Genomic DNA, 10,604 nt, shown 5'->3' with positions numbered 1-10,604 from the left:
TACAATATTTTCATTTTTAATCAAAAAAGAATTTAAAGAAAGCATTTATTCGGGATAAATACTTTCCGGTTGGTTATCTAAATCTATAATATATTTGTTTTCAAGGTTTTCAGGACCTAATGGAGTGTGTGTTGACAGATACACTGTAGGATTGTTTTTGATGAATTCACGTACATTGTCTAATGTTTCCCTTGCCTTTTCGATGTCTTCAAAAACTATGGACAGCTTGTTTTGATAGAGTGCTTCATCAGTATATGTTATATCTCCATGAATCATGTAGAATAAATCATCATCTTCCACAATAACTATGCTGTTTCCGGTAGTGTGGCCTATTGCCTGAATAAGATATACTCCGTCAACAATTTTTTCGGCTTTTGGGAAATTCTTATAAATGGTTTCATAATCAACTGTTATGATGTTGTCGCCATCAAGTTTTAACTCTTCTGCTTCTGTTTTTGACAGGTATATTTTAGCATTCGGAAATTTTGACAATTCACCGGAATGGTCCGGATGTTTGTGTGTTAAAAGAATTCTTGATACATCTTCCACTTTGTAACCTAATTTTTCCAATGCTTCCACATAACTGCTTATTAGCTCCCCATTGTAGATTGGAGTTGAATCATCAGGTTCGGGAATAGCCAATCCTTCAGGAATTCCAGTATCTACAAGAATTATTTCATCTCCTGTATCAATCAGATAATTTTGAATGCTTGCCCGATATTTAATGGATGCATCGAAATTTTCCATTCCCTCTTCACCGCCAAAAGCAAAGGCCTGATTCATGAATCCATTTTTAAATGTTTTAACAGCTTTAATCTCCATTTTCCCCACCTAATAAATAAGTTTATTCAGCAGTTGGACCGTTGATTAACAATTGTGTCAGATAGTTTTGTTTTCCAATCATTTTGCATAGGTCTAATTGCTGTTCGCTCCAGTACATGTCTTCCTCTTCATCCTTGAGATATACTTTCATCAAATCATAAGTGGTTGCATCAAAGATTCCGGAATCCATTACTTCGTTTAAAAATGCAATTCCCTCAACTGATACGTTATAGTCATATTCTATGAACTCAACAATGTCTTTGTATATAGGTTTTGCTTCCTGTGCTTCCTGTTTGATTTCTCCACCCAAATCGAGGATTCTGTCCATGAACTGTTCTACGAAATCCATTTCTTCGGTTGCATGTGCAATATATTTGTCTCCTAGGGACGGAAATCCTAATCCTGCAAATATTTTAGCTTGAATTCTGTGTCCAAATGAATTTGCAGACAATCCAGTTACAATAGCTTGCAATACTTCAATAGTTTTTTCTTTGTCAGCCATGATTTTCACCTTTTAAGTAATAATCTACTTAAGTATCTTAAGTATAATATTATTTTTTGGTTCATGAATATTTAAGTTTTATCAGTATTCCGCTGCACCTTCACAAAAGACATATAGCATTTCTTTGAATTTCATTTTGTCTTCATCAGAGTAATCTTTAAAAATTTCTGATTCCCCTTCATTAATCATGTTTAAAAGAAAATTAAAAATGGACTCACCTTCATCAGTTAAACTAAGAGATTTTTTACCATTATCATCTTTTAAAAATTCGCGTTTAACATAACCACTTTTTTCCAGTCTTTTAACGATTTGAGCAACATTAGCTTCTGAAACATAAAGCAGAACTGCCAATTCCTTTTGGGATATGTTTTCATGATAGAAAATATTTGAGAGATAAGTGAAATCCCTGGGAGTGATATCCTTGAAATTCTCTTTTAAGAAATTGTCGTGAAGCACATTAATGTAGTTAATGAAATAAAAAAAGGGAGTGCTCTTCAAACGATCATCATCAAAATTTAAACTAGCCATACAACTCACCTCACAGTGATTAATAATATGTAGCTAGAAATTTATAAAAATATCTTCAGTTATATAAACAATAGCCGATTATGGCAATTAAAAATATTTAATTATTATAAATCTTAAAAAAAGTATTGTAGAGATGAAAGTACCACAACTATCGCATGAGTTTTCATAAACTCTCTCTCCAAAATAATTTTAATTAATTAATAATTTAATTTTTAAGTTATATATAATTAATAGCTATTTAATTAATACCCACATATATAATACTTTAGCAATGCAATAACACAAGTCGTTTTTGGAAACCTTAATATCAAAAACTGATAAAATAAACTTATCGAGTTGACTATGGAACTTAATTATGATGGGCAGAAAAATAGTAAAATGTATACTATAATCCAAAACCAATTTTGAAAACGTTAGATATCAAAACTGATAATTATAGACCTCCCTAAAAAATGAAAAAAACATATTACCAACAGACAAGACTCCCACCACCCTAACATGAAAGGCAGATAAACTGGCGTTAATGTGCTTGAAAATGTTGTGTCATGAACTTCAAGGATCAGCTTTGTTGTTTGTGAAATTTTACTTGCAGGAATTCTTGCAAGTATAGCTGCAGCTTGAGATCCATAACTTGGAAGGTAAAGTAACTGACATGAATTTCCATCTTTTGTTTTAATCTTTAGATTTTTCAAGTCATTTCTGAATAAAGTAGCGTAAGAACTATCCATTAAGTTATCCAAGTATAGATAATCATAGTTGGCTGAATAGCTACTGCTTCTTTGAGTGTAATTGCTCATTGCAATATTGATTTGCAATTCTTTTATTAATGTCATAAATAATATTTTATTATCTTATTTATATAAATAATATAATAAAAAAAGTAATATTAACATTAACGGCTGCCATTTGTTAATTGAAATTTGAATTTGAAAAGTAGATGATATATATGCAGAACTTCAAAGAAAATAGATTTTCCATACCTTTGGCGTTAATGTAAAAAACATTGCCTAAAAATAAATGTTATGAAAATTATTTTTATTAAAATGATTGATGATTGAATTATCTTGAAGACAATATTGTGCGGAAAATTAGTTTTAAAAAAAGAGAAGAAAATAAGGAATTAAAATCCTTATTTAAATTATTCCAAGTTTTTTAGCAGTCTTCTCATCAACCTTACCAGTCACCTTAAGACCATTGTCATGCTGGAACTCCTTAACGGACCTGAATGTGCAGCTACCGAACTTACCATCCACTTTCAAGTAATGGCCTTGATAAGTTAAATAGTAACCTTTATTTTTTAAAGCCTGCTGGATTTCCTTAACGGTTGACTTGTCCTTGCTTCCTTTGGACACTGTCTTGAAGGTTACAATAACCTTGATATTGGCTTTTTTAGATACCTTGTTGTAGTACTTGTTTCCTTTATAGGTTATTGTTGCCTTGAAGGTTCCTTTCTTGTTGAGTTTGGTAATCTTGAAGGTAGCCTTACCTTTACTGTTGGTAGTGGCCTTGTAGGTTTTGCCTTTGACTTTCAGGGTGACTTTAGCCTTCTTGATTGCCTTGCCGGTATTGTCCTTTAATGTAATAGTGTACTTTTTGGTTTTGACACTGGTTTTAAAGGTTTTCTTTTTGGCAGTCAGTTTAGGAGTGGCCTTCTTAACGGTGACTTTAATATCCTTAGCGGACTTGTCATAAACGGCATCTCCGTTGAATGCTACCTTGGCAGTGTATGCTTTAGGAGCAAGCCCTTTAGTGGAAACCTTAATCTGACCGTTACTGTCGGTAGTGTAGGTTTTAGCACCGTTCAAGTTAACAGTCACCTTAACGCCGCTTAAAGCCTTGCCGGTACCGTCCTTTAATGTGATTACAAGATATTTGTTCACATTATATGTGGCAGTTATTGCAGATCCAGTTATTTCTGTTTTGATTTTATTTACGACTATAGTTCCATTGCGGACGATTACATTGTATGGTCCGTTGAATAATGCGCTGACCTTGTAAGTGCCGAAATCATCAAATGTGTGCATTGCCCACCAGGTTCCATTACCTGCATAACTTGCGTAGAGTTCTTGACCGTCAACCCTGAAAATCATTTCACCAGACATATACTCTTCAAATATGTCAGATTTTGCAGTTATGTTGACTGTAAAGTCGTTGGTTGTGATATCAGTCATGTTTAAGCTTAACTGCCTGCTTGTGAAAAATGTTTTTCCAGAGAAGTAGTATGAATCCTCATCGTGGCTTACGGTTATATTATACTCTCTGACATTTTCAAGGACTATTTTACCCTCAGCGTCAGTGCTTCTAGTTATATTGACTTCAACACCGTCGACAACACCCCTAACAGTAACGTTCTGGCCGGCTTGTGTATATAACATGACAGGCACAATAGTGGAATCACCAGTGTTCTCAATACCGCTTGCTCCCCAGTAGGTAACGTTTGTGACATTGACATCCCCTTTCAGTCTGGACAATATTGCATTAAAAAGGTTATTGTTACCATGGAAAGCAATTTCAATATTAGTTCCATTGACTGTTAAAGTAAATGGGGCTATAGAATCCATATTTGCCTTATTGTTCAGGAATGTGGAGTGGGAAATGGACCTGACGTGTTTGGATTCGTGGAGATTCCAGAAGTAAATTGCAGAACCTACACCGGCCTCATTGCCTATGAAATCACAATTTACCACAGTGGCATTGCCGTTGATGTAAACAGCACCACCATCACCACTGTATCTCCCATTACTTGCAATGTTGTTGGTGAAATTGGAATTTTCAATATTGCAGGAACCAGTATAGAAAGCACCGCCCTCTACTGATGCACGGTTGGCTGTGAAATTACAATCAGCGATATTAACGGTCCTGTCAGATGAGACAGCTCCACCAAATTCTGCGGAGTTATCTTCAAACCTGCAGTTGGTCACATTACCGGAATTTTCAATTAAGACAGCACCTCCCATACTGCCAACACCGCTTGCCTTGTTGGCTTTGAAAATAGAATTTATAACATTTCCTGCCTCATCAAAGCAAATTGCTCCACCAGAACTTTTCTCACCATTCGCTTCATTGCCGATGAAATTAGAGTTTGAAACTGTACCATCATTATAGAAGTAAACCGCACCACCAGTAACTCCAGCCTCATTATCATAGAAGTTACAATCGCCTAGAGTACCATTATCATAGAAGTGAACCGCTCCACCATCAGTGGATACATGGTTATTGGTGAAATTGGAATATGATACATTGCCTCCCTCATATAAGAGGACTGCTCCGCCCCCAACACCGTCGCCGGTTGCTTTGTTGCCGATGAAATTGGAGAATGTCACATTACCTGGGGAGCCTAAGTAGACTGCACCACCTTCCAATGTTGCAGTGTTGTCAGTGAAATTACACCTTGTCACAGTAGCTTCACCGTTGATTCTGACAGCTCCGCCAATGTGTGCAGTGTTGCCGGTGAAACTGGAATCACTCACAGTACCGTAAATCATCATTAAAGCGCCAGCAAATTCAAAACCAGTGTTATTAATAAAAACACAATCCCTCACTTCACCAGTGCCAAAAATGTAAACCGCACCACCATAGTCTGCAGTGTTGTTAGTGAAATTACAATTCTCAACCACAGCGGATCCTTTGAAATAAACTGCTCCACCCTCATCTTCAGCATGATTGGCCTTGAATGAAACATTCCTGATGATTCCATCTACAGTGGCGATTGCACCACCTTTATCTGCTGAGTTGCCGATGAACTCTCCATTGAATACGACATTCTCGAATGTTTCAAAGAAATTGACTCCTCCGCCGGTAGGGGAAGTGTTGTTTATGAAGTTAGAGTTGAATGTGATGTTGGAAGGACTTTCACGGTAGTTTACGCCTCCACCGTTCAGGTTTGCAGTGTTGTTAATGAAATCACAAGTGAAAATGCTGTTGGTGGATACGTTCTTGAATGTTATTGCCCCTCCGTTTCCGACTGTCGGATCAAGCAGACCTAAAGCACTGTTGTTGATGAAACTGCCTGAGAAGTTGTTTTTATCGGTTGTGAAGTAGAAAAACATTCCCCCACCACAGGATTGGGCAGTGTTGTTTATAAAGTCGCCTTTAATCCTATTGCCGTTTGCATCATTGTAGAAAAACATTCCCGCACCGTAGCCTGCGGTGTTGTCCTTGAAAATGCCATCGAAAGTATTGTTTTCGACTGAATTGCGGAAGAATATTGCTCCACCGCTTTGTCCTGCTTGATTATTATAGAATTGGCCTGAGAAATTGTTGTTGGTTGATTGTGCTCCAACATATATTGCTCCACCAGTTCTGGCTGCCTTGTTGGCTGTGAAGATAGAATTTATCACATTACCTGAATCCATTACGACAGCACCGCCAGAATAAGAATCAGCAGTGTTGCCGGTGAAATTACAATCGGCCACATTACCGTTGTGCATATTGACAGCACCGCCAGAAGAAGAAGCATTGTTGTTAATGAAATTACAGTTCATTATATTGGCAGAATCCTCATCGAAGTAAACAGCACCACCATATTCTGCAGTGTTGGCTGTGAAATTACAGTTTTCCGCAGCACCATTATAGTCAAAGTAAACAGCACCACCATATCCTGCAGTGTTGGCTGTGAAAATAGAATCTGTCACATTTCCGGAATATATTCTCATGGCACCGCCCACCCTAGCAGTGTTATTGGTGAAAATACAATTTGTCACTTCACTATTATCAGCGAAGTAAACTGCACCACCCTCTTCAGAAGCAGTGTTGTTGATAAAATTACAATTTGCCACATTACCTGAACCTAAGTTGACAGCACCACCATGAGAAGCAGAATTATCCGCAAAATTACAATTTGCCACATTACCGATACTCCAGAAGCAAACTGCACCACCATCTACAGAAGCAGTATTGTTAATAAAATTACAATATGTCACATTACCAGTAGCATTTTCATTAAAGAAAACGGCACCACCATCTATAGAAACAGTGTTGTTAGTAAAATTACAATTTATCACTTCACCATTACCAACAAAGTAAACTGCACCACCCAATTCAGAAGCAGTGTTGTTGATAAAATTACAGTTTTTCACAGTGCCTTGATTCTTAAAGAAAACTGCACCACCCCAAGCGTAATTTGCCCTGTTGTTGGTAAAATTACAATTTTCAACAGTGCCGGAACAATTGAAGTAGACTGCACCGCCATCCTCATTTGCGGTGTTGTTTATGAAATTACAATTTTCAACAATACCAGTTCTATTGAAGTAAACTGCGCCTCCGTTTTGTGAGTATCCGTTCGTGAAGCACATGTTTTTAAGTGTAACATTGTCTGCAGTTATATAAAATATTTTTGATAGTTTTCTTGCATCTAATGTTGCATTATTTGTTCCAATTAATGTTAAACTTTTTGTAATTCTGATTGGTATTCCAAAACCATAATATGATCCATCTATAAAGATTGTATCCCCACTATCGGCCTTGTTTATTAAATTTTGAACATGTGTGAAATTATTACTCTGCATAACATCATTAACATCCAAAATATTATTAGACAAAGTAACATTTCCAGTCACTGAATGAATTGCGCCTTCACTTATATAATTATTCCTAAAGTCACAGCCGGAAATGTTGCCTTTACTGATAAAAATTGCATTACCATTTTTTGCAGTGTTGTTTGTGAAATTACAATTTGACACGGCACCATTTTTATAGATGTAAACTGCACCACCATCATTAGAAGCGGTATTATTCACAAAATTACAATTATCCACATTACCTGAACCCAGGTTGACAGCACCATGATCTCCCATGTTGCTTGTGAAATTAGAATTTGATACACTACCTGAACTCATCCTGACAGCACTGCCATAACTTGTTGCATTGTTGGCTGAAAAATTACAATTTTCAACAGTGCCGGAAGTATCGAAGTAAACTGCACCACCATCATATCCTGTGTTGGCTGTGAAAATACTATCAGTCACATTTCCTGAAATCATGGCCATAGCACCGCCATTGTCCTCAGCAGCATTATTGGTGAAAATACAATTTGTCACATTACCACGATGCAAATTGACAGCACCAGCACCATATTCGGCAGCGTTGTCTGTGAAATTACAATCACGCAGATTACCTGACCCCATAGTGAGAGCCCCTGCCCACTTAGATGCAGTGTTGCCGGCGAAACTACAATTTGTCACATTACCTGACAACATGCTGACAGCACCACCGGAAAAAGAAGCGGCATTGTTAATGAAATTACAGTTTTCAATGGTACCCTTTTGTTGAACTAAAACTGCACCACCATAACCGCTATCTTTACCGGTTGCGTTATTATCTATGAAATTACAGTTTTTAATAGTGCTCTCGTTAACAAGGTAAACTGCACCACCATCTGCCTGTGCTGCGTTAGCTTTGAAATTACAGTTTTCCACGCTACCCTTAGCATTAAAGAAAACTGCACCACCAAAGCCATCTACACCGGCTGCAGTGTTGTTGGTGAAAGTGGATCCAACAATATTCACAGTACCATTTGAAAGGATGGCTCCACCATAGCCCTTAACGTATCCGTTTGTGAATATGATATTGTTCAAGACAACATTTGTGCCGTTTTTAATATTTAATATTCTTGACTTGCCCTGTGCGTCTATTGCAAATCCGTTACCGTTGATTGTTAAGTTCTTGCTTATGATTATTCCTTCAGTTATATTGTCTACACCTATAGTGTAGGTGTAATTGCGTTCCAGATTGATTGTGCTTTTGTCTGAAGCGTCATCAATCAGTTTTTGAAGCTCGCCAAATTCCCCTGAGCTTGAGAGCTCATCCTCATCGGTTGATTTCAGCTCAGCTCCATTATCATCTGTTTGTTCAAGCGTTTCGCTTGCCTGTAGTGTATCCTCAACTGTTGAGGACACCTCGATTTGACTTGCATCTTCACTTGCCAGTGTGTCATCCATTTCACTCGCATATGCATTTGCGAGGCTCAATAGAAAAATGACAAGCGTCAGCAAGATTATTCTTTTTTTAATCTTCATATTTAATCTCCATTTTATGAAAAAATATGCTTTTCATGCTTGATAATTATAATGTTCAATTCTAAAGAAAAAATAGTAACATATTTTTCAATAAAATTAAATTAATTATACAATATGATTTTTATCGTCGAAACAATATATATGTATAGTTCACGACACTGAAAATTATAAATACTATGAAACACAATAAATAACATTATGGCAGAACAAAAACTTATTAAAAAATACAATGGAATCATTTCAGAAGTTCAAACTGAAATAAAAAAATTAGAAAACGATACGAGAGTCTTAAATAAATTATATGTGATTTTAGATGTTTTGCATGACGAACCCATATCAGAAATCATAAAAAAACATGACATTAGTCAAGGCACAGCATATAATTGGATAAAACAATGGAATAATGGTGGAATAGAAGGATTAAAAAGAAAAAAAGGTTCTAAAGGTCAATCTAAACTAACGAATGAACAGCTTATTTTATTAGATGAGATAATACAAAAAGAAGAATTGAAAACTGCAAGAGAAGTTAAAGAAAAAATTGAAAAAGAATTTAGCGTTGAATATAGTATTAGAAGTGTAGAAAGGTTAATGAAGAAATTAGACTATTCTTACACAAAACCATATAAAATCTATACTAAAATGCCTGCTGATGCTGAAGAACAGTTAAAAAAAACACCTGACATTTAGATTTAGAAAATTTCACTGTCGTGTTTTTGGATCAAACCTATTGTCAAAATCAGGACAATAGTCAAAGAACATATCATAAAAGAGGTACAAAAAACATTAAAGAACAACCAACAGAGAGAATTTCAATCAATGCCCTTGGAGTTCAATCAATTAATGGAAATTCGTTTGTATCATTCTTAGATAACACTAAAACCTTTGAAATGATGAAATTTATGATCACCATCGTCATCAAAAATATAGAAAACCCAGAATTAGAATCTAAATTAAAAAAATAATCAATAATGAAGAATTATTTCTAGAAAACATATTAGATACCATTAATGAGGAAGATAACTATAATAAATTAGTATTAACATTAAAAGTTTATCTGAAAGAAGCCGAACAATTAAAGAACTATGTCAAAGACTTGAAAGAAATCCACTTAATTTTAATACAAAAAGTCATTCAGTGCTTGAAAATCTTCAAAAAGGAATGTTGTTGGCATTTTTTTCAGATAAGGAATTACAACATGAATTAATCATGGAAAAACCAATAGCAGTTATTTTAGACAATTATAGTGTACATCATGCAATATTTTTCACAGAATTATGCAATGTTCTAAATATGGATTTAATACATTTACCGCCATTTTCTCCAAAATATAATCCAATAGAACAAGTATGGAGAACAATAAAAGCAATAATTTCTAGAAAATACATTTCAAGCATGCCGCAGCTAAAATATTTATTTTTAACAGAGTTTAAAAAAGTAGTTGATAAGTCAAGTTATTGGAAAAATTGGGAGGAGAAATTTTTATAATTTTCAGTGTCGGTGACTATAATGATGGATTGGAATCTGTTCCAAACACTATAAATTAATAAGGTTACGAATTATATCATGCGTTTTATACGAATGAAAATCTTTAATTATTATAAATCTTAAAAAAAGTATTGTAGAGATGAAAGTACCACAACTATCGCATGAGTTTTCATAAAATAACCTCAATCAATTTTAATTAATACTATTTTACATTTTTAAATTATATATAAATAGCTATATCTCCCAATATT

Annotated in this window: 7 protein-coding genes; 2 read left to right on the top strand and 5 right to left on the bottom strand. The window is 35.2% G+C overall.

The genetic code is table 11. The features are described from left to right. Nucleotides 1-45: 45 nt before the first annotated feature. The 5 genes from IJL02_RS02420 to IJL02_RS02400 form a co-directional block, all read right to left on the bottom strand. Nucleotides 46-822: an MBL fold metallo-hydrolase gene (locus IJL02_RS02420; protein ID WP_292808643.1), complete on the bottom strand. Its 777-nt coding sequence runs from the start codon at nt 820-822 to the stop codon at nt 46-48. Nucleotides 823-844: 22 nt separating this feature from the next. Further along, a complete protein-coding gene (locus IJL02_RS02415) occupies nt 845-1,324 on the bottom strand; it encodes a bacterioferritin (RefSeq protein WP_292808641.1) in 480 nt (159 codons plus the stop codon). Nucleotides 1,325-1,405: 81 nt separating this feature from the next. Next, entirely contained in the window at nt 1,406-1,852 is a 447-nt protein-coding gene (locus IJL02_RS02410; RefSeq protein ID WP_292784509.1) for a MarR family transcriptional regulator, read from the bottom strand. Nucleotides 1,853-2,265: 413 nt separating this feature from the next. Further along, nucleotides 2,266-2,685 carry a hypothetical protein gene (locus tag IJL02_RS02405; RefSeq protein WP_292808639.1) on the bottom strand — a complete coding sequence of 140 codons (420 nt, stop codon included), beginning with the start codon at nt 2,683-2,685 and terminating at the stop codon, nt 2,266-2,268. A 300-nt stretch (nt 2,686-2,985) separates the two neighbouring features. Beyond that, nucleotides 2,986-8,868, bottom strand: coding sequence for a peptidoglycan-binding protein (locus IJL02_RS02400; RefSeq protein ID WP_292808637.1), 5,883 nt, complete (start codon nt 8,866-8,868; stop codon nt 2,986-2,988). A gap of 198 nt (nt 8,869-9,066) precedes the next feature. On the opposite strand from IJL02_RS02400, the gene IJL02_RS02395 reads away from it, so the two are divergent. Both IJL02_RS02395 and IJL02_RS02390 read left to right on the top strand, forming a co-directional pair. Continuing rightward, complete coding sequence (locus tag IJL02_RS02395; protein ID WP_292808635.1) at nt 9,067-9,555, top strand: helix-turn-helix domain-containing protein; 489 nt, start codon at nt 9,067-9,069, stop codon at nt 9,553-9,555. Between the two features lie 447 nt (nt 9,556-10,002). Continuing rightward, nucleotides 10,003-10,353 (top strand): transposase, encoded by a 351-nt coding sequence (locus tag IJL02_RS02390; RefSeq protein WP_292808633.1) that lies wholly within the window; start codon nt 10,003-10,005, stop codon nt 10,351-10,353. The last annotated feature ends 251 nt before the right edge of the window (nt 10,354-10,604 follow it).

This window comes from Methanobrevibacter sp. (assembly GCF_017427765.1).
GTDB lineage: Archaea > Methanobacteriota > Methanobacteria > Methanobacteriales > Methanobacteriaceae > Methanocatella.
This window is presented reverse-complemented; position numbering and strand designations above follow the sequence as displayed.